Consider the following 23,337-nt stretch of genomic DNA (forward strand, 5'->3'; position numbering starts at 1 on the left):
CTCCATCCTACAATCGAGTAGCTCTGCTAAGGTTCATGCCATGAATCGCGCGCGCTTCGTCCCTGCCCTGGCCCTTCTCGCCCTGCTTGCCGGATGCAGTTCCGAGGACCCCAGACTCCCTGGGAACCTCTACGAAGAAGCCCGGAAACTGAACCTGGAGGGCCGGAGCCTCGAGGCCCGGGCCATGATGAAACAGCTGGTGGACCGCTACCCGGACTCGGAGGCCGCCCACCAGGCCACCAAGGATCTCTTCCTCATCGAGGCTTTCGTGAGCCGCGACTTGGCCGATCGCCAGAAGCAGGTCCGCGCCGCCCTCAAACGCATCACGGACGCCCTGATCCGCTACAAGGCCAAGACCGGCGAGTACCCCGAGACCCTGCAGGGCCTCGTGCCCGAATACCTCGACCAGGTTCCCGAAGCCCCCTGGGGTCATCCGTTCCTTTACCGGCCCTATGTCGCCCGGCCCATCGAGGACGTCCAGGTGAAGCGGGGTCCTGCGCGGCAGAAGTTCAACACCAAGCTGGACGGCTACTACCTTGCCTGCCTCGGCACCGACGGCCTCCCCGGTGGCGAGGGGCTTGCGGGTGACATCCTCATCAAGGACGGCGCCCCCTGGACCGACGGCCCCTACCCTCCGGTTCCCCAGCCCCAGCCGGTGCGCTGAGGTTCCAACCAACGTCTTGGCCAGCTGCGCACTGCGTGCGCAGCAAACAAAATGCGGCCATCGGCCGCATTTTGTTTGTGCCTCATGCAAGGATCTACTTCACGCCCCAGTCCAGGATGACCTTCCCGCTCTGTCCGCTCCGCATGGCATCGAAGCCCTTCTGGAAGTCGTCGATGCTGTAGCGGTGGGTGATGACGGGGGTGATGTCCAGGCCGCTCTGCACCATGGCGGCCATCTTGTACCAGGTCTCGAACATCTCGCGGCCGTAGATCCCCTTCAGAATCAGCCCCTTGAAGATCACCTGGCTCCAGTCGATGGCGCAGTCGCCGGGGAGGATGCCCAGGAGGGCCACCCGGCCGCCGTGGTGCATGGATTCCAGCAGGGACTCGAAGGCGTTGCGATTGCCGCTCATCTCCAGGCCCACGTCGAAGCCCTCGGTCATGCCCAGATCCTTCATGACCTCAGGCAGGCCCTTCTTCATGGGATTCACGGCCACGGTCGCGCCCATCTTCCGGGCCAGGTCGAGGCGGTACTCGTTCACGTCGGTGATGACCACATGCCGGGCGCCCACGTGCCGGGCGATGGCCACGGCCATGATGCCGATGGGGCCCGCGCCGGTGATCAGCACATCCTCGCCCACCATGTCGAAGCTGAGGGCCGTGTGCGTGGCGTTGCCATAGGGATCGAAGATGGAGGCCACCTCGTCCGGGACGTTGTCCGGCACCTTGAACACGTTGAAGGCCGGGATGGAGAGGTACTCGGCGAAGGAGCCCGTGCGGTTCACGCCCACCCCCACTGTGTTCCGGCACAGGTGGCGCTTGCCGGCCCGGCAGTTCCGGCAGTGTCCGCAGGTGATGTGCCCCTCGCCGCTCACACGGTCGCCAGGCTTGTAGCCTTCGACCTCGGCACCGACCTTCTCGATGACGCCGTAGTACTCGTGGCCCACCACCATGGGCACGGGAATGGTCTTCTGGGCCCACTCGTCCCAGTTGTAGATGTGCACGTCGGTGCCGCAGATGGCGCTCTTGTGGACCCTGATGAGCACATCGTTGGGGCCCATCTCCGGCATGGGCACCTCGCCCATCCAGATGCCTTCCTCCCGCTTGGTCTTCAACAGGGCTTTCATGGCGCCTCCAACCGCACCATTATCATCATCAACGGCAAGGCCGGCCACCTCCGCATCCATGCTTGACGGTTCGTGAAGCCTCCCGATATGGTTCTTTCAGGCGGCCCATGACCTTCTCCTCTCTGCGGACCAACCGCAACTTCAATAATCCGCTCCCTCGCGCGAATCGCGCGTGGGCCGGAGAGGGTCTCACCTAGACACCTGAATTCCCGGACCACCCCCGATTCGCGAGAGCGGATCGGGGGTTTTTCTTTTTGGAGCTCCCATGTGCGGCATCCTCACCATCCTCGACATCGATCCCTCGCGCTCGAACGCGGCGGAGCTCCGGCGCCAGGCCCTGGCCATGGCCCGGAAGATCCGCCACCGCGGGCCGGACTGGAGCGGCATCTACAGCGATGACCGGGCCATCCTCGTCCATGAGCGCCTCTCCATCGTGGATGTGGAGCACGGCGCCCAGCCCCTCGTCGACACCCTCCAGGGCACCGTCCTGGCCGTGAACGGGGAGATCTACAACCACCGCGAGCTGCGCCATGGGCTGCGGGAGGCCCACGACTTCCAGACTCTCTCGGACTGCGAGGTGATCCTCTACCTCTACGACGAGCTGTCGCCCAGGGACTTCCTCAACCGCATGAACGGGATCTTCGCGTTCGTGCTCTACGACCCCAAGCGGGAGACCTACCTCATCGCCCGGGATCCCATCGGCGTCATCCCCCTCTACCTGGGCTGGGACCGGGAGGAGCGGCTCTACGTGGCTTCGGAGATGAAGGCCCTCGTGGGCCACTGCGAGCGCATCCGCGAGTTCCCCCCGGGGCACTTCTACCTTGGCCACGAAGCGGACAAGGGCTTCCAGCGCTACTACGAGCCGGACTGGGCCCAGCCCGGCTACGTCCCCCAGGAGCCCTACGAACCGGTGAAACTCCGCGAAGCCCTGGAAGCCGCGGTGCGTCGACAGCTCATGTGCGACGTACCCTACGGCGTATTGATTTCCGGGGGCGTGGATTCCTCCTTGGTGGCGGCCATCGCCGCCCAGTACCGGGATGGACGGGTGGAGGAAGGGGGCACCACGCCCGCCTGGTGGCCCCGGATCCACAGCTTCGCCGTGGGCCTGAAGGGCGCGCCGGACCTTGCCCCCGCCCGGCTGGTGGCGGACCACATCGGCGCCATCCACCATGAAATCCACTTTACGGTGCAGGAAGGATTGGACGCCCTCTCGGACGTGATCCACCACCTGGAGACTTTCGACATCACCACGATCCGGGCCTCGACGCCCATGTACCTCATGATGCGGAAGATCCGGGCCATGGGCATCAAGATGGTGCTCTCCGGCGAGGGCGCCGACGAGATCTTCGGCGGCTACCTCTACTTCCACAAGGCGCCGGACGGTCCGGAACTGCATGCGGAGACAGTCCGCAAGCTCCAGAAGCTGCATCTCTACGACTGCGCCCGGGCGAACAAGTCCAGCGCGGCCTGGGGCGTCGAAGCCCGCGTGCCCTTCCTCGACCGGGAGTTCCTGGACGTGGCCATGCGCCTGGATCCCGCGGTGAAGCTGCCCCGGAACGCTCCGCGGCCCAGGCCCATCGAGAAGTACCCGCTGCGCCAGGCCTTCGACGGCCTCATCCCGGACGAGGTGCTCTGGCGGCAGAAGGAGCAGTTCTCGGATGGCGTGGGCTACGGATGGATCGACAGCCTCAAGGCCACCGCCGAGCGCGAGATCAGCGACGCCATGATGCGCGGCGCCGCGGAGCGCTTCCCGGTCAAGACCCCGGAGACCAAGGAGGCCTACTTCTACCGCCAGATCTTCGAGCACCACTTCCCCAGCGCCACGGCCGTCAACTGCGTCCCCTTCGAGCGCAGCGTGGCCTGCAGCACGGAAACCGCCCTGCGGTGGGACGCTTCCTTCGCGAACCAGGCTGACCCCTCCGGGCGGGCCGTGACCGATGTCCACCTTCAGGGCCATGGCTCCGCGCTATCATCACCGGGCCAGCCGAACCCGGAAGCCCATTGATGAGCGCGACTCCCGACCAGCGACAATACCCCCGCGTTCCCATCGCCTATCGCGTGAAGGTGGTGACCCCCGAACGTATCATCGCGTTCCCGTCGGCCATCAACATCAGCATGGGCGGCATCCTGATCGGCGGGCCGGATCGGCTGCCCGTGGGCACCACCTGCGGCGTGGCCATCCTGCTCGAAGAGGCGGAGGCCGGCAGGCGGGTGGTGACCCGGGGAACCGTGGTCCGCTCCGATCCCAACGGGATGGCCATCCAGTTCTCGCGGGAGCTCGAGCCGAATGGGGTCGAAGCGCTGAGGGCCTTGATCCGGTCCGTCTCCCCCGAGGCGGATCAGGCCTTCGAGGCCCGGAACCATCTCGGCGGATAGCCGTTCCTCCTCGAACCGTCCGCCTGTCCGAACCGATCGCCCGGAGCCTGCATGTCGAAACCTGAAGCCGCGCTGGCGCGCCTGCTGGATTACATCAAGCCAGGATCCGCGGCCAGGGGGGCCGGAGGCGAGGCCTGGGAGCCACCCGCCTTCGAGCGCTACGAGGACATCCGGGAGTGGCTGAAAGAGTCCGTCCTGAGCGCCACGATGTACGAGCGCTACCCGGACGGCCGCTGGACCATCCAGCTCCTGCTGAAGGAGCAGGAGCCGGGAATCTACCGCTACATCGTGCTGTAGGTCAGGCGATCACCTTCAGCTCGCGCCCCACCTTGGTGAAGGCGGCGATGGCGTGGTCCAGATCGGCCTTCGTGTGGGCGGCGCTCATCTGAGTGCGGATGCGTGCCTGGCCCTTGGGCACCACGGGGAAGAAGAAGCCGATAACGTAGACGCCTTCGTCCAGCAGGCGCTTGGCGAACTCCTGGGCCAGGGGGGCGTCGTAGAGCATGACGGGCACGATGGGATGCTCGCCGGGCAGCAGCTTGAAGCCGGCCTTCTCCATGCCGGCGCGGAAGTACCTGGCGTTCTCGTGGACCTGCTTGATGAGCCCCTGGCTGTTCTTCAGGAGGTCGAGCACCTTCAGGGTGGCGGCCACGATGGCGGGGGCCACGGAGTTCGAGAACAGGTAAGGACGGGCCTTCTGCCGCAGCCAGTCGATGGCGATCTGCTTCCCGGCGATGTAGCCGCCGGAGGCTCCGCCCAGAGCCTTGCCGAAGGTGCCGGTCATGAAGTCCACGCGGCCCATGACGCCGCAGTGCTCGTGGGTGCCGCGGCCGTTGGCGCCCATGAAGCCCACGGCGTGGCTGTCGTCCACCATGACCATGGCACCGTGCTTCTCGGCCAGATCGCAGATCTCGGCCAGCTTGGCGATGTAGCCGTCCATGCTGAAGACGCCGTCCGTCACCACCAGCTTGAACCGCGCCCCGGCGGCGTCCGCGGCCTTGAGCTGGGCCTCCAGGTCGGCCATGTCGGAGTTGGCGTAGCGGAAGCGCTGGGCCTTGCAGAGGCGGATGCCGTCGATGATGGAGGCGTGGTTCAGGGCGTCGCTGATGATCGCGTCCTCCTCACCCAGGAGCCCTTCGAAGATGGCGCCGTTGGCATCGAAGCAGCTGGAGTAGAGCTGGGTGTCTTCGAAGCCCAGGAAGGCCGCCAGCTTCTGCTCCAGCTCCCGGTGGATGTCCTGGGTGCCGCAGATGAAGCGCACGGAGGCCATGCCGAAGCCGTGGCCGTCCATCACGGCCTTGCCGGCGGCGATCACCTCGGGATGGTTCGCCAGCCCCAGGTAGTTGTTCGCGCAGAGGCAGACCACATCCCGCCCGTTGGCCTTCATCTGCGGCTGCTGGGGCGAAGTGATGACGCGCTCGGTCTTGTAGAGCCCGGCCTCCTTCAGCTGCTCGATCTCGCGGGTCAGGTGGGCCAGGTAGGCAGGGTTCACGGCGGTCTCCTAAGCGTCGAAGCTCCATAGGATACTGCGAGGTTGCGTGACGGGCGCCCGGTTGTGTCACCATCCTTGCGAACTGGAAAGGATCCATCCATGCGCCCTGCCCTGCTCCTGCCCGTCCTCCTCCTGACGCTGGCCTGCAGCTCCAAGCTGGAGCGGGCGAAGGCCGAGGACCTGATCCGCAAGGACTACCCCGTGGTGGTGCCCGTCACCGTGCCCGAGAAGGCCTCCGCCAAGAAGGGCAGCCCCGAGCACCTGCGCCTGGTGACGTTGAAGGAAAATCTGGACAAGAGCGGCTGGTTCGACAGTTCCGTCCAGGCTGACGGCGGGCGGGAGGCCTTCACCTTCCACTTGAAGCCGTCCGCTCCGAAGGACATCAAGGCCGCTCCCAAGGGCTTTTCCATGCCCGCGGCCGAGGCGGTCTTCGTGCGCGCGGTCCGCATGGAGCCCACCCGCGAAGGCGCCCGCGTGACCTACGAGGTCCGCCTGGACAAGCCCACCGCCCAGTTCCCGATCTTCCAGTCCCTGCACCCGGACGCCCGGATCGGCCAGACCAAGCAGCGCCACGCCACCTTCGAGCGGCGTCGGGGAGGCTGGGAGCTGACGGGCACGGACGAGGCCTTCCGCAAGGCGGAGTGATCCGCGTTACATCCTCGTTGCTTGGGTCCCGGGGAGCCCTCCACTACCCTTGAAGGCATCGAGGTTCCCTTGGATCACAGTCCCGCCTTCCGCTTCCGCCGGTTCCTGAACTGGTTCCCCCTGGGACTGACCTACGCGGCCATGTACATGGGCCGCTACAACTTCAACATCGTGAAGAACGACATCGGCGCCTGGTACCACCTGGACAAGGCGCAGATGGGCCTCATCGCCTCCGCCGGCTTCTGGACCTACGGCTTGGCCGTGGCGTTCAACGGCCCCCTGGCGGACCGCATCGGCGGACGCAAGGCCATCCTGGTCGGCGCCATCGGCGCGGCCCTCCTGAACCTGATGATCGGATTCATGTTCCTGAACAACCATGTGACGCAGATCCTGCTGAGCATGAGCCTGCTCTGGAGCCTGAACATGTACTTCCAGAGCTTCGGCGCCCTCTCCGTGGTCAAGGTGAACAGCACCTGGTTCCACGTCAGCGAGCGTGGGGTCTTCGGTGGCATCTTCGGCATCATGATCAGCTCGGGCTACTTCCTGGCGACGACCATCGGCGCCTGGCTGCTGGCCAGCTTCCGCAGCTGGACGGTCATCTGGTTCGTGCCCGCCGCCGCAATGGCCTTCATGTTCTGCGCGGACTGGTTCCTCGTCAGGAACCGCCCCAGCCATGCCGGCCACGCGGATTTCGATACCGGCGACGGCTCCAATGCCGCCTCCGCCGACGAGACGCCCCTGCCCCTCGGAGACCTCATGCGGAAGGTCTTCCACAACCCCATCGTCGTCTCCCTCATCTTCGCGGAGTTCTGCACGGGCTTCGTGCGCCAGGGCGTGATGCTCTACTTCACGGAGTACCTGCAGGAGGTCTACCACCTCGGGAAAAAGGACCATCTCTTCTGGTGGACGGGCATCGCCTTCATGGGCGGCGGCATTCTGGGCGGCCTGCTCTGCGGCTGGATGAGCGACAAGCTGTTCCAGTCGCGTCGCCCGCCGGTGGCCTTCCTCTTCTACCTGGTGCAGGTGGTGATGCTGGGGCTGCTGGGCATGGCGCTGGGCCAGGGGACCTGGGGCGGCCAGGTCTGGGCGGTGGTGCTGCTGGGCCTCACGGCCATGTTCATCTTCGGTGTCCACGGCATGCTCAGCGGCACCGCCAGCATGGACTTCGGTGGGCGCAAGGCCGCGGCCTCCGTGGCTGGCGCCCTGGATGGCATCCAGTATATCGGCTCGGGCCTCACGGGCTTCGGCCTGGGCTGGATCCTCAAGACCTACGGCTGGGACGGCATCGCCGCCGCCGGCCACCAGCCCGCCCACGCCTGGGTGTGGGTCGGCTCCATCATCCCCTTCAGCCTCATTGGCGCCTTCATCATGACCCGCATCTGGCACGCCAAGGCTGGCGCCGGGGCGCACTGAATTCAGGAGCTGTCAGCCATCGGCTATCGGCTGTCAGTTATCGTCCGGCGGACGCCAGCTGATCGAACGCTGCCTTGAGGCCGGTGTGGATGGCCTGCACGTCGGCGGGTTTCCAGAGCTTCTGGTCGTCGCGGACGAAGGTGGTCAGGTCGCTCCGGTTGTCGAAGCGGGCCACGGGCAGGTGGTAGACCTTGGTCTCGTGGCGGTCCCCGGCGGGAACGACGCGCTCCACGCGGATGGTGCCGGACCGGTCGCTCTGCTCCATGAGCCAGGCCATGTCATCCGTGCCGTACTGGCCCAGCATCACCTCCATGGGGACGCTGTGGTGGAGGATGCTGCCCTGGCCGTCCGGTCGGCCGCGCTCGATGTTCTTGCGGCGGCTCTCGGCAGGATCCACCCAGACGTAGAGCACAGCCGCCTTCTCGAGGATGGCGGGATCCAGGGTCTGGAAGGCAGTCTCGTAGCCGTGGGGGGGGCACAGGGGGAAGGCGGAACCATGGGCCCCGCCCCGGGCGGCCTCGATCACCAGGGTGCGGCCAGCCTTGTCCTGGGCGTTCTGGCGGTTGAGGGCATCCAGCTCGGCGCGGCACTCGGCCTCCAGGACCTCGGCCATGCGCACGCGGATGCGATGGGGGAGGTCGCCCAGGTATTCGTGCAGGCCCACCTTGGCGTGGGCGGTGTCCAGGCGGTCGAAGAGGTGCTGGGCGGCGCCGGCCACTTCGATCTGGCGGCTGGCCATGAGATTGGCATGGTCCTCGTTCAGCAGCTCGATGAGGACCGCCCAGGTCCAGTTATCGCGGAAGGGACGGTCCGGGCCGTGGTAGTAGGCGTAGCCCAGTCCGTTCTCCTTCAGCTCGTCGTCGATGCGATGCATCAGGTGCACGTACGGATAGTCGTCCAGCTGCAGCGTGGCGCCCATGTGGAAGTCGTTCCGGCACTGGTCCGGCGTCAGGCTGGCCAGGTAGCGGCGCACCTCCGACTTGCCCGAGGCAGGCAGGCTGAAGAGGAGGATCGTGTCGAGGAGCTGGCTCATGGGATTCACCGTACGAATCCTCAAGCATGCCATGAGCCATCATCCTGAGAATCCCGAAGGGTAAAACACACGCAGAGGATGCTGAGAAGGCGGAGGGTGCGGAGGTATGCTGGAGAAGGATTCTCCTCTGCGCCCTCCGCCACCTCTGCGACCCTCTGCGAGTGTGGTTTCATTTTTCAGGAAGCCTCCGAAACCATGCGTGATCGCGAGATCGTCGAGCGCGTCCGGGACGCGACGGACCTGCTGGCCCTGGTGGGCCAGGCGGTGAGGCTGCGCAAGCAAGGGTCGGCCTTCGTGGGCCTCTGCCCCTTCCACGCCGAGCGCAGCCCCAGCTTCCAGGTGGTACCCAACCGCGGCTTCTACCACTGCTTCGGCTGTGGCAAGCACGGGGACGCCTTCGCCTGGCTCATGGAGCGCGAGGGCATGACCTTCCCCGAGGCCCTGGAGCAGTTGGCCCGGGCCGCGGGCATTGACCTGCCCCAGCGCCGGGAGCGGCCGGCGGCCGAGGTGGACCTCGAAACCCGGCTTCGCGCCGCTCTGGAAGCCGCCCAGGCCTTCTACGAGCGGCAGCTGGAGCGCCACGAGGCGGCCAGGGCCTACTTGCGTCAGCGAGGCTACGAAGGCCCCTTCGTGGCCGAGGCAGGCTTCGGGATGGCGCCGGACGGCTGGGATCCCCTGGTGACCCACCTGCGCGGCCTGAACTTCTCCGGCGAGCTGCTGGAGCAGGCGGGCCTGGCCAGCCGCAGCGAGCGCGGCACCCAGATCGACTTCCTCCGCAACCGCCTGACCATCCCCATCCACGATGCCCGCGGCCGCCTGGTGGCCTTCGGCGGGCGGGTCATGGGAGAGGGCCAGCCCAAGTACCTCAACACCCGGGACACGGTCCTGTTCCACAAGGGCGAGACCCTCTTCGGCTTCCACCGTGCCAAAGGCGCCATGAAGGAAGGGGCCCTGGTGGTCGAGGGCTACTTCGACGTGCTGCAGCTCCACCAGCACGGCATCCACCAGGCCGTGGCGCCCCTGGGCACGGCCCTCACCGAGGAGCACCTCAAGGCTCTGGGCCGCTTCTCCCGGCGGGTCATCCTCTGCTTCGACGGCGACGCCGCCGGCCGCCGGGCCATGGAGAAGAGCCTCCGCCTGGCCCTCCCCCTCGGCTTCGAGGTGCGCCTGCTGGAACTGCCCCAGGGCGAGGACCCTGACACCTGGTGCCTCAAGCTGGGCGGCGAGGCCTTCCAGGACCTGCTGCGGACCGCGCCGGACTGGACGGCCTTCATGATCGACCGGGCCATGGAGGGCAAGGACCTGCGCCGCATCTCTGATCGCATGGGGGCCTTCAAGGACCTGCTGGACTTCCTGCCCTACCTGCCCCGCACCACCGAAAGCCGCGACCTCTTCGCCAGCCTGGCCCACCAGCTCCAGGTGCCCCTCCAGGAGCTGGATCGGGCGGTGCGCGGCCGGCAGGCTCCGGCGGGGGAAGCGGAGCAGGCCTCTCCTGGCGCCAGTCCCGTGCCCGTGATGGACGACCTGATCCGCAGCCTGCTGCTCCTCAGCACCGCTGGCCACTGCCACCGGGTGCAGGAGCTTCCACCCGCCTGGTGGGAAGGGTTGGACGGGGCCCCCCTGCTCCAGGCTCTGCTGGATGTCGATGGGGACCCGGCCCGCCTTCCCGAGGGGGCGTTGGCGGCGATCCGGAGGCTGGAGGCCCTGGCCAGCCGCCAGGATGAAGCTGGCCGGGACGCCGAGGCGCTCGTCGTGAAGCTGGAGGCGCGCTACGTCGACCGGGAGCTCCAGGCCAACAACCGGCTGCTGCAGGACCCGCGCACCCTCGTGGATGCCGCCCTCACGGATCGGATCATGACCCGCCAGAACGAGCTGCTGGCCCGCCAGAAGGATCTCTCACGCCGCCGGCGGGGGGCGGTGGGGGGACAGACCTGAAGATCCGGGCCTTGCCTGAACGTACAGATCTCCTATACTGAAAAGTTCCGGACTCGGCCCGGTACATTGGCCGTGTTCTGTTTTCCCCTCGGCCCCGGGTTCCCCCACCCCACCGGCCCGATGCATGCAGTGCTCTTTGAGGTCCGAATGGTTCCGACGCCGCCACGCGATGCCTACTACGCCCTGACCAAAGCCCTGATCTCCATCGGAAGGAAAAACGGATTCCTGCTGGTCGACCAGCTCAATGACTTCCTCCCCGATACCGCTTCCAGCCCCACGGACCTGGAACAGGTCATGGGTCTGTTCGCCCGTCTGGGCGTGGGCATCGGCGCCACGGAGGAGGAGGCCCAGGCCGCCCGCGAGGCCATCGAGCCCGAATTCGTCATGGTCGAGAGCGGCAAGGGCGACAAGGATCTCGAGATCGAGATCGACAGCCCCGACAGCGACAAGTTCAACGACCCGGTCCGCATGTACCTCAAGGAGATGGGCACGGTGCCCCTCCTCAAGCGCGAGGACGAGGTCGAGATCGCCAAGCGCATCGAAGTGGGCGTCCGCAGCGTCATGCGCGCCCTCTCCCGCAGCCGCCTGGCCGCCAGCCTGCTGATCGACATCGGCAAGATGCTGAAGGAGAACCCCGGCAAGATCCGCGAGGTCGTGGGCCTCTCCGACGAGGTGGACGACGACGAGGATGCCGAGAGCACCTCCGCCACCCAGCACGTGCACCACCAGTTCGAGAAGCTGCTGGTCTACGACCAGGCCCTCCAGGACCTGCTGGAGGTGAAGCTCCAGGTGGACGCCGGGACCAAGACCCTGCCCAAGAAGCGCAAGCTGGACCGCGAGATCCTCCAGGCCCGGGGCCGCCTGTCCCGCCAGATCCGCAAGCTGGGGCTCAACAGCCTCGCCGTCACGCGGCTCATCGACAAGATCACCCACCAGCACAGCCAGGTGATGGCCGGCGAGCGGAAATGCCGCGAGCTGCGGGACCGCCTCAAGAACCCCGCCTTCGCCAAGCTCAAGGACCGCTACAAGGACGAGCTGGCCCACATCGAGAAGACCCTGGCCGACTTCTTCGAGAAGTACGAGACCACCAGCGACAACTTCCACAAGGACTTCAACGGCCTCAAGGCCGCGGAGAGCATCAGCCGCGCCGCCAAGGCCGAGCTCATCGAAGCCAACCTCCGCCTCGTGGTCAGCATCGCCAAGCGCTACACCAACCGCGGCCTGCAGTTCCTGGACCTGATCCAGGAAGGCAATATCGGCCTCATGAAGGCCGTGGACAAGTTCGAGTACAGCCGCGGCTTCAAGTTCTCGACCTATGCCACCTGGTGGATCCGGCAGGCCATCACCCGCGCCATCGCGGACCAGGCCCGCACCATCCGCATCCCGGTCCACATGATCGAGACCATCAACAAGCTCATCCGCACCCAGCGCGAGCTGGTGCAGAAGCTGGGCCGAGAACCCTCCAGCGAGGAGATCGCCCACGCCATGGACATGCCCGTGGGCAAGGTCCGCAAGGTCATGAAGATCGCGCAGGAGCCCATCTCGCTGGAGACCCCCATCGGCGAGGAGGAGGACTCCCACCTGGGCGACTTCATCGAGGACAAGACCGTCGTCTCCCCCGTGGAGCAGGTCGTGCAGCAGCGCCTCAAGGAGACCGTCCGCAACGTGCTGAACACCCTCAGCGAGCGCGAGGAGCGCGTGCTGCGCATGCGCTTCGGCGTGGGCGACGACGGCTCGGAACACACGCTGGAGGAAGTCGGCAGCGAGTTCGCCGTCACCCGCGAGCGCATCCGCCAGATCGAATCCAAGGCCCTGCGGAAAATCCGGCACCCGCGTTACTCCAAGACGCTCAAGGCGTTCCTGGGGTAAGCCAATCCCACACGAAGAAGGGCCCCTCCCGGGGCCCTCTTCTTTCATGCCTATCCTTGGTCCACTTGACCGACTCTCATCGCGAGCCCCATGCGTGGACGTCTCCCCTCCACTTTCGGACGAGGCGGATCAAGGCCGCCCCTGTCAGAAGCGCGGGAATCACCTGCAGCACCCCTGTGGCTTCGAAAAAGACATCGTTCGGAAGCTCATAGGCCGGTGGCGGGAATAACCTCCGCATTAGGCCGGCCGGGGCGCCTGACATGTAAAGTGCGTCCTTCACGAAGTGGTTGTAGCCGCCCTCGAATAACCCGATGACGAAGACCGGAACGATCAGGGCCGTGCCTACGAAGATCCAGAAAGCGAGGCTGGAAGTGGCCCATCCCCTCTGTTGCCAAGCTACATGCCGGGCCCCGAATAGGATGCCGATGGTGACAACGCTGACCAGCGTCACATGCATGCGCCAGGGCGTGGCGTAGCGGATGGCGCCATAGGCGTGGTGGATGCTGGTCAACATCAGGACGGAGAAGGCCCACCATGCGGCTCGGGTCATCAGAACGGGAAGGGTTGGCGTGGTAGTACGGGACATCGGCAGGGCTCCAAGCGACAAGGCCAGGGTTTCAAGAGGGGGAGAAAGAACGGGAAGCCTCGGAGGAGGCGAGCCAGAGGAGTTCATCGACTGACCAGTGATCGTCCGCATGAGCGCCGTACTTGCAAGCGATGACCCGTCCGCCGGGCGCGATGAGGAAATCGGCGGGTAGTCCCAATCCGCTCTCACCGCGGTCCGGCGGCCCTGGACCAAAGACCGAAAGCCCATGGACGATGGCGCCCCAGGCCCGCGGATCCAGGATGGAACGCGCGGATCGCTCTATGCCGAAGGCCATGTACAGCCGCTTCTCGGGGTCCCCGATGACTGCAAATGGCAGGGCGCCGTCGTGCCTGCGCAGGGCCTCGGGCGCGGAATGGAAGACGGCGATTTCGCGGATGCCCGCTGCCACCAATTCATCATGGCGGACGGCGATGGATCGAAGGTGCAGCTTGCAGATGGGGCAACCGGCGAATCGCCGGAACTGAAGGTGCACCATCCGATCCGGGTCTGGAATCTGGATGGGCTCGGAGTGGATGCCGAGGAGTTCCAGAGGCTCCACCACTGTTCCCACCTTCAATCGCCGAGCCTTCCGGCCTCCGTGATGCTGTGCGTCCATCGTTTGCATGGGTGTCTCCGGAGCCAATCGAACACCTTGTTCGAAATTAAACACAGCGTCATAATCCACAACTCCGGTGGCCACGGCCAGTACGACGCCCCCCGGCGAGTTCAATTCCGATCAACTGACCCCGACTTGTTCGAAAGCGGAGCGGCCTCATGGCTAAAAAACCCGATCGGCGGGTGGAACGGACGCGGCAGTTGCTTCGCAGCGCGCTCTTCTCCCTGGTCAAGGAGAAAGGGTTCGAAGGGTTGTCGGTGCAGGAAATCATCGACCGCGCGAATGTGGGCCGCGCCACCTTCTACGCCCACTTCGACAACAAAGAAGATCTGCTTGTGAGCGGTTTCGACGACCTGCAAGCCGCCCTGAAAGCGAGGCAGCAGGAGGCCTTGGCGCAAGGGAAGAACCTGGAAGAGCAAGTGTTCGCCTTCAGCCGTGATCTGTTCGTGCACGCGGGCGAACATCGGGATATCTACAGGGCGATGGCCGGTCGGCAGAGCGGTGGCGTGATCAGGTACCACCTGCACAAACTCCTGACACATCTGATCCGAGAGGATCTGAAGATCATGCTCCCGCACCCGAATGCCGACAGCGTCCCGCGAGAAGCCCTCGTGCAGCACCTGGCCGGCGGTTCCTTTGGCCTGCTCATGTGGTGGCTGGACAGCAGGAAGCATCTACCCGTCGAGGAGGTCGAAGCCCTGTTCCGGAACCTGGCGATGCCCGCGGTGAAAGCCGCGACAGATCACGCGATCCTTCGGGAATAGGCACAGTGGCCGAACGCCCCATGACAGCCATCCCCCCGTTCCGTTAGCCTGAACTCGTGACCGACGCCAAGAGCCCCTTCGCCCCGCTTCGAAGCCGCATCTTCTTCGCGATCTGGATCGCGGCCATGGCCTCGAACGTGGGCACCTGGGTGCAGAGCGTCGGCGAGAAATGGCTCATGGGCGAGATCACGCGGTCCCCTCTGCTCATGAGCCTCATCGAGACGGGCGCCACCCTGCCCATGCTGGTGCTCTCCATGCCGGGCGGCGCCATCGCCGACATCGTGGACCGGCGCCGGATGCTGCTGGCCACCCAGGCCTGGATGCTGCTGGCCGCTGCCGCCATGGCGGTCCTCTCGGCCCTCCACCTGGTCACGCCCGGCGTGCTCATCGGCATGTCACTGCTGCTGGGGGTGGGAGCGGCCCTCAATTCGCCTGCCTGGCAGGCTTCGGTGCCCGACCTGGTGCCGAAGGAGCAGATCGCGGCCGGCGTCGCGCTCAACAGCGCCGGGTTCAACGTGAGCCGGGCCGTGGGTCCGGCCCTCGGCGGCCTGGTGGTGGGATGGCTGGGGGCCACGTGGGCCTTCGCCCTCAATGCCGTCTCCTTCGTCGGGGTGCTCCTGGTCCTCAAGGGGTGGAAGCGCCAGCCCACCACCACGGATCTGCCCGCGGAGCGGTTCAGCGCGGCCATGAAGGTGGGCCTGCGCTATGCCTGGCACAGCAAGCCGCTCCAGGTGATCCTCCTGCGGGGCGGCGGGTTCGTGTTCTTCGGCGGGCCGATCTTCTCGCTGCTGCCGACGCTGGCCATCCACCGGCTCAACCTCGGCTCCACGGCGTTCGGCCTCCTGCTGGGCTGCACCGGGGCCGGGGCCGTGGGCATCACCCTGGCCCTCCCCGCGCTCCGGCGGCGCTTCACCCCCAACACACTGATGGCTCTTGCCACGGCGACCTTCGCGGCGGGGCTCCTCGCGCTGGCCTTCCTCAACCACGCCCCCGCCGTCGGGCTGGTGCTCCTGGTGGGCGGGGCCGGCTGGCTGACCGTGCTGAGCACCTGCAACACCGGCGTCCAGCTGTCGGTGCCGTCCTGGGTGCGGGCCCGGGCGCTCGGGGTCTACATCACCGTCTGGGGCGGGGCCATGGCCGGAGGGGCGGCCTTCTGGGGGGCCGTGGGCGAGCGCTGGGGTGTCCACACCGCCTTCGCCTGCTCGGGCCTCGGCATGATCCTGTTCCTGCTGCTCACCGCCCGCCTGAGGATCCAGGCCCTCCACCAGCCCCTGGACTTGAGCCCCCACCGCCTCCAACCCCATTCCCCCGGCCCCATCGACCCCCACGAGGGCCCCATCCTCACGGTGCTCGAGTACCGCGTCCCCGAACCGAACAAGACCGCCTTCCGGGAGGCCATGCGCGAGGTCCGCCGCATCCGCAACCGGGACGGCGCCGTGCGCTGGTCGCTCTTCCAGGATCTCGTGCCGCCCGATCCGGGCCAGGTGCGGTTTGTGGAGAGCTTCCTCAGTTCCAACTGGGGCGAACACCTGCGCCAGCACCACCGCGCCACGGTGGAGGACCGCGCGTTCCTGCGCAGGGCCTACAGTCTGTGCGTGGAACCGAAGCCGCGAGTCCGCCACCTCACCGCCGCCTGGGAAGGACGGGACTCCATCCTGGACCGCATCCTGGAATAGGATTCGCAGTCCATTTCGGTCATGCTGGTTCCATCGCTTCGGAGCCCGCGCCCGTGCTTTCCAAGGACCAGACCCTGGGGAAATACCAGATCCTGGACCGCCTCGGCTCTGGCGGTTTCGGAGCCGTCTATCTGGCCATGGACACCTGGGTGAACCGCAAGGTGGCCCTGAAGGTGCCCCACCAGCAGCAGGACGAGATCGTGGACCTGCTGAAGGAGCCCCGCATCATGGCGGGCCTGAAGCATCCGAACATCGTCGAGCTCATCACCGTGGAGCGGAAGAACGGGATCTTCTTCATGGTGCTGGAATACATCGAAGGCGAGAGCCTCGATCGCATGATCCGGCGGGAACGCACCCTCCCTCCCACGCGGGCCCTGGAGATCGGCCTGGATGTCTGCAGCGCCATCGCCTTCGCCCACGGCCACCAGATCCTGCACCGGGACCTCCGCCCCGCCAACATCCTGGTGAACCGCGAAGGCGTGGCCAAGGTCACCGACTTCGGCACCTCCCGCGTGCTGGAGCTGCAGCACGTGCCCTACGCGCCCACACGCATCGGCTCGCCCCCCTACATGGCGCCCGAGCACTTCCGTGGCCGGGCCGTGTTCCAATCGGATCTCTGGTCCCTGGGCATCACCCTCTACGAGATGCTCACGGGCACCGTCCCCTTCTACGACGCGGATCCCCTCAAGATCGCCCAGGCCTTCACCAGCCAGCAGATCGTGGCGCCCCACCTGCGCAACCCCGTCGTCCCCAAGGCCTTCTCAGAAGTCGTCATGAAGGCCCTGGCCGTGAACCTCGGCGAGCGCTACCTGTCGGCCCAGGCCTTCCTGGAGGCGCTGCGCCGCCTCCGGGACAGCGTGGCCAGAGAGACCCGGCCCCTGGGCACGGCCGTGCTCTCCACGAACAGCTCCGGCCCCCACCCGACCCTTCGCGCCACCACCCAGGCCCAGCTCTGTCCCTACTGTTTCCGCCAGCTGCCACGCATGGCCAAGAGCTGCCCCAGCTGTCGCGAAAAGATTGAACGCTGATGGTCTGGCATCCCACCAAGGAAGCCGTGCAGCGACTCTGGGGTCGCCGCTGGGTACGGAGGATCTCCTACGTCCTGGTGGCCGGCGCCGCCACCGTGACCATCGTCCCCTGGGTGGCCACCCGGCCCGTGGTGCTGCGCTGGGCCATCTCGAAGCTGGATGGGCTGGTGCGGGAGGAGACAGGGCTCTCCCTGGAGGTCGGCCAGCTGGAGCTGCATCCGCTCTTCGGATCGGCCTCCATGCGGGACGTGCGGCTGGGTGGGGACCTCCTGACGGTCCAGCGGGTGGAGGTCCAGACAAACCTCACCTCCCTCCTCGCCCCCACACACCGCATCTTCTCGATCCGGGTGGAACATCCCCACCTTCGCCTGACGGAAGCCGGGCTGGCCGCCATCCACCTCAAGGAGCACCCCCCCCGTAAAGGTCCCCTGCCCCAGGTGCGCCTGGACCTGCTCAGCATCACCGGGGGCGAGATCGATATCCCTGAGCCGCTCCGGGGCCTGCCCCCCATGCAGTACCGGTTCGAGGTGAAGGCCACCGGCACGGCCCCCAACCAGCTCCGCGTGGACGTGGCGGGCCCGCACTGGATGGTCAAGGGTCCGAACGGATGGGAGAAGGGGCGCCTGGACCTGAACGGGGAGGTCACCGAACAGTTCGTGGTCCTCAAGGAGGGCTACTTCCGACTCGGGGAGAGCCAGATCCGGCTGCATGGCCGCTTCGACGCAAAGAAACCCGGCTCCTCCGAGCGCCTGGACGCCCGTGTGACCGGCGTACTGGCCCTGGCTCAGGCCGCCCACTGGGGCGGCATGAAGCGCCCCCCGCTCACGGGCGACCTCGACCTGAACGTCTCTGCCCGCGGGACATTCTCGGACCTCCGATGGACCGTGAGCGCTGAGGGCGCGGGGTTGCGGCCCGCGGAAGGCGCCCTGGCTCCGGGGAGCCTCGACCTTCGCGGCAGTGGAAACCTTGAGGGATTCCAGCTGAGCCACCTCCGCTGGCAGTCTTCCCAGGGCGACCTCTCCCTGGAGGGCGGCTGGTCCCGGAAAAAGCCAGCCAAGGGCACCCTCTTGGGACAGGACCTGGACCTGGAGGTCCTGGGCCGGCTCCTCCGGCTGCCGGAACTCCAGGGACTCCGCGGCAACCTCAAGGCTCAGGCGGAGGGGCCCGCGGATCCCGAGGCGCTCCGCCGGCCGGATCGCTGGCAGGGAACAGTCCAGCTCGGCCTGACCCAGCACGGCCTTGAGGCCGGGAACCTGCACGCCGCCCTCCGGAATGGCCAGGCCACCTTGGACCAGCTCCACCTGGACCTGGAGGCCCTCAAGGCCGATGGCACCGGATGGGCCCAGCTCGGGCCCCGGGGCCTGGTCCGACTGGAGGCCGATGGCACGGTGGATGTCGGCGCCGGTCAGGTGGCCCAGGCCCTCCGCGCCTGGAAAGTGGTGGACCTCGACATGGAAGGGCAGACCCGGGCCCGGGCCAAGGTGCGCTGGAGCCGCGGCACCGGCCTGGAGCTGGACGGCTCCGGGGAGGTCGCCCATCCCCGCTGGCATGGGGCCCGGGCTGAAAGCGTCGAGGCGAAGGTCCAGATCCGGGATACGGAGTTGCGGGTCACGGATATCGACCTGAAGAAGGATGAAGGCCGCGGAGGCGGCGAGCTCTGGCTCACTTGGGGCCGGACCGCCCCAGGCCAGAAGCAGATGGACATGTGCTACACGGCCTTCCGCCTCCCCGTGGCCGAAGGGCTCCGGGCGGCGGATGTGAAGGACGCCGACGGCCGGGAGCTGCCCATCACGGGGCTCGGCGGGGGGTGGGTCCGTCTCCAGGGCCCGTTCGATCACATTCTCATGAACGGGTCCGCCCAAGTCGAGTCGGGTGAAGTTTATGGAATCAAAGTTCCAGCGGCTTCTTCGGACTTCTCCATGGACATCGACCGTCTCCGGCTGCGGCTCGACGATGTGCGCATCGGCGAACGGCTGGACCTGCTGGGCGGGCCCAGCGCTGAGCCCGAGGGAGCCCTGGCCCTGGCGGGCAGGGCGGACATGGACTTCAAGCGCTGGACCTGGTGGGTGGACCTCGCCGGGCGCCTGGACTCCCAGCTCCTGAATCTGCCCGGACCCCGGGTGCAGGCACAGGTGGAATCCCGCCTGCTGGGGCCCATCACCAGCCCCTTCGGGTCCCTGGACCTGCCGGAAGGCCGGACCACCTTGACCCGGGGCCGCATATTCTTCGGCGGCCGCAGCTTGGAGGGACTCGAGGCCTCCGTGAAGCTGGAGCGGGGCCACCTGGAGGGCCGGCTCGCCATCGAGGGCATGGCCCGCCCCGTGGCGGAGGCCCAGGTCCGGCAGGACGGCCCGGACCTGGTGGGCCACCTGGCCCTGACCATCGCTCCGGACAGCGCCCGCACGGACACCCTGGCGCGGAGCCTCACGGAGGATCTGCTGGAGGACCTGAACCTCGAAGCCACCGCCGATGGACGCTGGGATGGGCGCGCCCTGGCGTGGACGGGCACCCTGAGCCGCCTGGCGGCCCAGTTCAACGTCTTCGAGCTGCACCAGGCGCAGCCCTCAGCCCTTCACGGCGATGCGGCCGGGGCCGCGGTGGACATCAGCCTGGAGGGTGGCGCGCGGAAGCCCGCGGACGCCTCCCAGGCCCAGGCCGCGGGACTGCGCCTGTCGGGCACCCTGCCCTTCTCCACGGCCGCGCCTCTCGGCCTCCGGGTCCAGGGCGGGGCGAACCTGGCCCATCTCAAGACCATCTTCGATCGCGTCATGGAGGTCGACGAGTACAGCCTGCTTTCCGAAGTCCGGATCCAGGGAACGAGCCGCTTCGACCTCCTGGTCCACGGGACCTATGGCGATCCCCTGCTGGATGGCCACCTCGCCCTGGAGAAGGGCCGGCTCAACCTGCGCGGCTACCAGGGGGTGGAGGATCTCCAGGCCGAGGTGATGTTCAAGGACCACACCATCTCCATCCCGGCCGAGAAGCCCCTGCAGGGCACCCTCGCCCATGGCGACCTGAAGGTTTCAGGCGGGGTCACCTGGAAGCTGGGCGGCCTGGACACCTATGCCCTGAAGGCCTCCCTGGCCAATTTCCAGCTCCGCGATGTGCCCGAGGGCCTGGAGATCCAAGGCACCCTGCGCGCCACCCTGGATGGCAACGAAGACGGGGGCGTGCTCAAGGGCCGGCTGCGCGCCGACCGCCTGAACTACCAGACCGAAGTGAAGCTGGCCGACCTCATCCTCCGCAGCGCCCTTAGCGATAGCGGCGGGCTGACGGGCCTGGACCTGGACGACCCCCTGGACCGCATCCGCCTGGACCTGGACCTGGACCTCAGGAATCCCTGGAGCTTCAACACCAATCTCTTGAAGCTCGATGGCCGGACCGAGGGCCCCTTCCAGGTGGTGGGCACCCTGGCACACCCCATCCCCAAGGGCATCCTGGTCTTCCAGCCGGGCGGCCGGGTCACCAACATCTTCCCCGCCGGCGACATGGTCGTGGACCGGGGCTCGCTGACCTTCTCCGAACTGCGCCCGCTGGATCCCGTCATCAGCCTCCAGGGCAGCGTGACCTCCATTCCCGGCTATACGGTGAACCTGGACATCCACGGCACCCTCAGCAACCTGGCCATCGTGCCCAGCTCCACGCCGAGCCTGCGCCAGGACGAGATCGTGGCCATCCTCATCAACCCCGGCAACGCCGCGAATGTGGGCACCGCCAGCGCCTCGTCCGGCGCCACCCAGGGCGCCATCACCTCGGGCCTGGCCAGCGCAGGCTCGGGCCTCATCTCCACCCTGGCCTTCGCGCCCTTCCAGGAGCAGCTGCGCCGCACCCTGGGCCTGGATCGCGTCAACGTGGCCGTGCGCACCACTAGCCTCGGCACCACGGAGACCGAGGTCACCATGGGCAAGAGCATCAACCTGTTCGGCCAGCGCAGCGCGTTCGTGGTCTCCCACAAGAAGAGCGGGAACTTGAGCATCACCTCGGGCCAGGTGGAGTGGCGCTTCGGCAACTTCATCCTCCAGCTGGGCGCCAGCAAAGGCGGCGGCGCCGGCCTGACCCCCTCGGGCGAGATCCGGCATTCCTGGAGCCCGAACTAGCTGGAGGCGGATGGCTGGAGGCGCTAGCGTGGAGGTGGAGGCTCCATGATCACGGTGAAGTGCTTCGCCCGGTACCGCGCCCTGCTGGGCTTCAGCGACCTCGGCCTGCCCGCCGCGCCCACCCTGGGCGACCTGCTGGCGGACCCGCGCTTCGCGGCCCTGCCCAAGGATGCCCTCCTGGCGGTGAACCAGAGCTTCGCGGACCGGAACACCGTCCTGGCGGACGGCGACGAGGTGGCCCTCATGCCTCCCGTGTCAGGCGGCTGATCACCCCTCGCGTCGGATCTCCAGCACTTCGCCGCCACTGAGGCGCAGCAGATCCTGGAAGCCGGGCTCGCGCCGCAGGCGGTCCTCAGGCCGCTCGGGCTGGGCTTCCGCCGGTTCCTCGTCGAAGCGGATCTCCAGCTCCCGCAGCCCCGGAAGCACGGCCGCCAGCGCGGCGAGCACATGGGGATTCGCCCGTTCGCGCTCCAGGTCCTGAAGGGTCTGCCGCACGTTGCCGGGAAAGCGGAAGCGCAGCACCGGCGGCTCCCAGCGCAGGTCCGTGGCCATCTGGGGGGCGGTGCCGAGGGAGCGCAGCCCGGGCAATCCCCGCAGCGCCTCGCTGCAGGCCATGCGCAGCTGGGGCGGGGCGGACGGACCCGGAGCCGAGATTGGGGCCGGGGCCGAGGCTGGGACCGGGGGCGCGGCGTGGACGCGCGCGGAGGCAGGGACCTGCGGGGAGGCCGGCGTGGGCCTGCGGGGCCCCTCAGGCGCCGGCGCGGCCTGGGGACCCTTGGAAGGGACCGGCGGCGGCCCGGCCGCTGGGGTCGACGGGCGGGCCTGAGCACCCGACACGAGGGCATCGAGGGGCGCCAGGTGGGGCAGCTGGGCCGCGGTCACCAGGGCCAGCTCCACCACTACACGCGGCAGGCTGCTGTCCCGCAGATCCCGTTCCCGGCTCAGCAGCAGCTGGAGCATGCGGGCCCAGCGCAGCAGGTCCTGGGGGCCCCGGGCGGCCCGGGCCTCCTGCTCCAGGCGATCCCGGAAAGCCAGCACCAGCTCGCGCCAGAACGTGGCCCAGTCCGCGCCCTGCTCGTTCAGCTCGCGGCAGGCTTCCACCAGGGCCGCCGTGTCGCCGATGGCCAGGGCCGACATCACGCCCTGCACCAGGTGGGCGCTGACGATGCCCAACTGCTCGCGGACGGACTCCTCCAGCACCTTCCCGTCCCCGGCGGCGATGACCCGGTCGAGGATGGTGAGCGCGTCGCGCATGGAGCCCTGCCCCGCCTCGGCCACCAGGCGCAAGCTGTTCCCCTCGGCCTCGACGCCCTCCTGCTCGCAGACGAGGCGCAGGCGGCCCTCGATGAGACCCACGGGAATGAGCCGGAAGGGGAAGATCTGGACCCGGCTCTTGATGGTGTCCGGCACGTCCTGCAGCTCGGTGGTGGCCAGCACGAAGATGGCGTGGGGCGGCGGCTCCTCGATGACCTTCAGCAGGGCATTGAAGGCCTCGGTGCTGAGCATGTGGACTTCGTCGATGATGTAGACCCGGTAGCGGCAGAAGGCGGGGCGGGTCTGCACCTGCTCCCGGAGGGCCCGCGCGTCGGCTACGGAGGCCCGGCTGGCAGCGTCGATCTCGACGATGTCCAGGTTCTGGTCCGGCTGCTCCGCGGCCCGGCAGGGGTCGCAGACGCCGCAGGGGGTGGCGGTGGGGCCTTCCACGCAGTTCAGGGCCCTGGCGAGGATCCGGGCCGTGCTCGTCTTGCCCGTGCCCCGGACCCCTGCGAAGAGGTAGGCCTGATGGATGCGCCCGCTCTCCTTCGCCCGCTTGAGGGCGTTGGCGAGCGCCTTCACGCTCCCCTCCTGCCCCACCAGGTCGGAGAGCAGGCGCGGGCGGTACTTGAGGGCGAGGGTGGTCATGGGACGTCCAGTCTCCCACAAGGTCCAGGGGACCGTCAGGGGCTATAAGCGCGCCTGATAACTCCATACGGCGTTTCAAAGGCACAGGGGCTCTGATTCTCGTTAGGATGGCTTG

General features: G+C 67.5%; 19 protein-coding genes. 13 read left to right on the top strand and 6 right to left on the bottom strand.

Annotated elements, in window-relative coordinates; translation table 11 throughout:
- Positions 1 to 40: 40 nt before the first annotated feature.
- On the top strand, positions 41 to 664 hold the full coding sequence (locus MLE42_RS02240) for a type II secretion system protein GspG (RefSeq protein ID WP_243286244.1): 624 nt from the start codon (positions 41 to 43) through the stop codon (positions 662 to 664).
- Positions 665 to 758: 94 nt separating this feature from the next.
- Here the strand turns inward: MLE42_RS02240 and tdh are convergent, their stop codons facing one another.
- The gene (tdh, locus tag MLE42_RS02245) at positions 759 to 1,790 is read right to left on the bottom strand and encodes an L-threonine 3-dehydrogenase (RefSeq protein ID WP_243286245.1); all 1,032 of its coding nucleotides are present in this window, start codon (positions 1,788 to 1,790) and stop codon (positions 759 to 761) included.
- Positions 1,791 to 2,055: 265 nt separating this feature from the next.
- Here tdh and asnB point away from each other — a divergent pair, with 265 nt between their 5' ends.
- The 3 genes from asnB to MLE42_RS02260 are packed head-to-tail and all read left to right on the top strand — an operon-like array spanning position 2,056 to position 4,463.
- Positions 2,056 to 3,795, top strand: coding sequence for an asparagine synthase B (gene asnB, locus MLE42_RS02250; RefSeq protein ID WP_243286246.1), 1,740 nt, complete (start codon positions 2,056 to 2,058; stop codon positions 3,793 to 3,795).
- Positions 3,795 to 4,166: a PilZ domain-containing protein gene (locus MLE42_RS02255; protein WP_243286247.1), complete on the top strand. Its 372-nt coding sequence runs from the start codon at positions 3,795 to 3,797 to the stop codon at positions 4,164 to 4,166. Before asnB ends, MLE42_RS02255 begins: the two co-directional genes overlap by 1 nt.
- 51 nt (positions 4,167 to 4,217) lie before the next feature.
- On the top strand, positions 4,218 to 4,463 hold the full coding sequence (locus MLE42_RS02260) for a hypothetical protein (protein ID WP_243286248.1): 246 nt from the start codon (positions 4,218 to 4,220) through the stop codon (positions 4,461 to 4,463).
- 1 nt (position 4,464) lies between these two features.
- Here the strand turns inward: MLE42_RS02260 and MLE42_RS02265 are convergent, their stop codons facing one another.
- Positions 4,465 to 5,658 (bottom strand): glycine C-acetyltransferase, encoded by a 1,194-nt coding sequence (locus MLE42_RS02265; protein ID WP_243286249.1) that lies wholly within the window; start codon positions 5,656 to 5,658, stop codon positions 4,465 to 4,467.
- A 99-nt stretch (positions 5,659 to 5,757) separates the two neighbouring features.
- Between MLE42_RS02265 and MLE42_RS02270 the strand changes: the two genes are divergently transcribed.
- Both MLE42_RS02270 and MLE42_RS02275 read left to right on the top strand, forming a co-directional pair.
- The gene (locus tag MLE42_RS02270; protein WP_243286250.1) at positions 5,758 to 6,303 is read left to right on the top strand and encodes a hypothetical protein; all 546 of its coding nucleotides are present in this window, start codon (positions 5,758 to 5,760) and stop codon (positions 6,301 to 6,303) included.
- Positions 6,304 to 6,372: 69 nt separating this feature from the next.
- The gene (locus MLE42_RS02275; protein WP_243286251.1) at positions 6,373 to 7,716 is read left to right on the top strand and encodes an MFS transporter; all 1,344 of its coding nucleotides are present in this window, start codon (positions 6,373 to 6,375) and stop codon (positions 7,714 to 7,716) included.
- 37 nt (positions 7,717 to 7,753) lie between these two features.
- On the opposite strand, the gene MLE42_RS02280 is transcribed toward MLE42_RS02275, so the two are convergent.
- Positions 7,754 to 8,749 (bottom strand): hypothetical protein, encoded by a 996-nt coding sequence (locus MLE42_RS02280; protein ID WP_243286252.1) that lies wholly within the window; start codon positions 8,747 to 8,749, stop codon positions 7,754 to 7,756.
- Positions 8,750 to 8,944: 195 nt separating this feature from the next.
- Between MLE42_RS02280 and dnaG the strand changes: the two genes are divergently transcribed.
- Both dnaG and rpoD read left to right on the top strand, forming a co-directional pair.
- Complete coding sequence (gene dnaG, locus MLE42_RS02285) at positions 8,945 to 10,684, top strand: DNA primase (RefSeq protein WP_243286253.1); 1,740 nt, start codon at positions 8,945 to 8,947, stop codon at positions 10,682 to 10,684.
- 147 nt (positions 10,685 to 10,831) lie between these two features.
- The gene (gene rpoD, locus MLE42_RS16260; RefSeq protein ID WP_338029956.1) at positions 10,832 to 12,553 is read left to right on the top strand and encodes an RNA polymerase sigma factor RpoD; all 1,722 of its coding nucleotides are present in this window, start codon (positions 10,832 to 10,834) and stop codon (positions 12,551 to 12,553) included.
- Positions 12,554 to 12,629: 76 nt separating this feature from the next.
- On the opposite strand, the gene MLE42_RS02300 is transcribed toward rpoD, so the two are convergent.
- A complete protein-coding gene (locus tag MLE42_RS02300) occupies positions 12,630 to 13,139 on the bottom strand; it encodes a hypothetical protein (protein ID WP_243286254.1) in 510 nt (169 codons plus the stop codon).
- A gap of 31 nt (positions 13,140 to 13,170) precedes the next feature.
- Complete coding sequence (locus MLE42_RS02305) at positions 13,171 to 13,764, bottom strand: peroxiredoxin-like family protein (RefSeq protein ID WP_243286255.1); 594 nt, start codon at positions 13,762 to 13,764, stop codon at positions 13,171 to 13,173.
- A gap of 149 nt (positions 13,765 to 13,913) precedes the next feature.
- Here MLE42_RS02305 and MLE42_RS02310 point away from each other — a divergent pair, with 149 nt between their 5' ends.
- Genes MLE42_RS02310 through MLE42_RS02330 form a run of 5 tightly spaced genes read left to right on the top strand, consistent with a single transcriptional unit; the run spans position 13,914 to position 21,587 of the window.
- Entirely contained in the window at positions 13,914 to 14,519 is a 606-nt protein-coding gene (locus tag MLE42_RS02310) for a TetR/AcrR family transcriptional regulator (protein WP_243286256.1), read from the top strand.
- A gap of 56 nt (positions 14,520 to 14,575) precedes the next feature.
- Positions 14,576 to 16,195, top strand: coding sequence for an MFS transporter (locus MLE42_RS02315; RefSeq protein WP_243286257.1), 1,620 nt, complete (start codon positions 14,576 to 14,578; stop codon positions 16,193 to 16,195).
- 53 nt (positions 16,196 to 16,248) lie between these two features.
- Positions 16,249 to 17,223 (top strand): serine/threonine protein kinase, encoded by a 975-nt coding sequence (locus MLE42_RS02320; protein ID WP_243286258.1) that lies wholly within the window; start codon positions 16,249 to 16,251, stop codon positions 17,221 to 17,223.
- Positions 17,223 to 21,320 (top strand): translocation/assembly module TamB domain-containing protein, encoded by a 4,098-nt coding sequence (locus MLE42_RS02325; RefSeq protein ID WP_243286259.1) that lies wholly within the window; start codon positions 17,223 to 17,225, stop codon positions 21,318 to 21,320. Before MLE42_RS02320 ends, MLE42_RS02325 begins: the two co-directional genes overlap by 1 nt.
- A gap of 45 nt (positions 21,321 to 21,365) precedes the next feature.
- Positions 21,366 to 21,587 (top strand): MoaD/ThiS family protein, encoded by a 222-nt coding sequence (locus tag MLE42_RS02330; RefSeq protein WP_243286260.1) that lies wholly within the window; start codon positions 21,366 to 21,368, stop codon positions 21,585 to 21,587.
- Here MLE42_RS02330 and dnaX read toward each other — a convergent pair whose 3' ends face one another.
- Positions 21,588 to 23,222, bottom strand: a complete 1,635-nt coding sequence (dnaX, locus tag MLE42_RS02335) for a DNA polymerase III subunit gamma/tau (RefSeq protein ID WP_243286261.1) — start codon at positions 23,220 to 23,222, stop codon at positions 21,588 to 21,590.
- Positions 23,223 to 23,337 lie beyond the last annotated feature (115 nt).

The sequence above is a fragment of the Geothrix terrae genome (assembly GCF_022808775.1).
Classification (GTDB): domain Bacteria; phylum Acidobacteriota; class Holophagae; order Holophagales; family Holophagaceae; genus Geothrix; species Geothrix terrae.